Annotated in this window: 1 protein-coding gene; it reads right to left on the bottom strand. The window is 38.5% G+C overall.

The window, feature by feature from the left end:
• On the bottom strand, positions 1 to 509 hold a 509-nt coding region (locus ACFPOH_RS10725), incomplete at both ends, for an ATP-binding protein (RefSeq protein ID WP_390309623.1).

Raw genomic sequence — 509 nt, 5'->3', positions numbered from 1 at the left:
GGTAAATTGGTTGTCACAATGATGCTTTTGGTTTCATAACACATGGAAATAACTTGAAATAATAACTCTGCCCCCTGTTTATGCAATGGAATATAGCCCAATTCATCAAGAATCAAGAGATCCAACTTTTCGATTTGATTGAGAAATTTACCAAGGTCACCTTTTTCATTGGCCTCCAATAAAGCATTGACAATGGAGGCGGCCGTATAGAACTTCACTCTTTTTCCTTGTTTTTTCATCAAATTGAGGGCGATGAGAGTGGAAAGGAATGTTTTACCGGTTCCCACTCCGCCATAGAAGATAAGGTTTTCCTGATTTTTCGTAAACTCACCTTCTAAAATATAATCTTTTGTGATGCCTGGGGCTAGTTGAATCTCCCGCCAATCATAAGGTTTATTTGGAATTTTCGGCAATGTCGCCTGTTTTAGTAGTAAATTTATCCTTCTCTCATCTCGATGCTGCACTTCTCGTTCAAACAGCTTCAGTAAAAATTCCTCATTTGTTTCCGC

The sequence above is a fragment of the Ureibacillus suwonensis genome, assembly GCF_042655065.1.
Classification (GTDB): domain Bacteria; phylum Bacillota; class Bacilli; order Bacillales_A; family Planococcaceae; genus Ureibacillus; species Ureibacillus suwonensis.
Note: the sequence above shows the minus strand (reverse complement) of the source record. Positions and strands in the feature narration are given on the sequence as shown.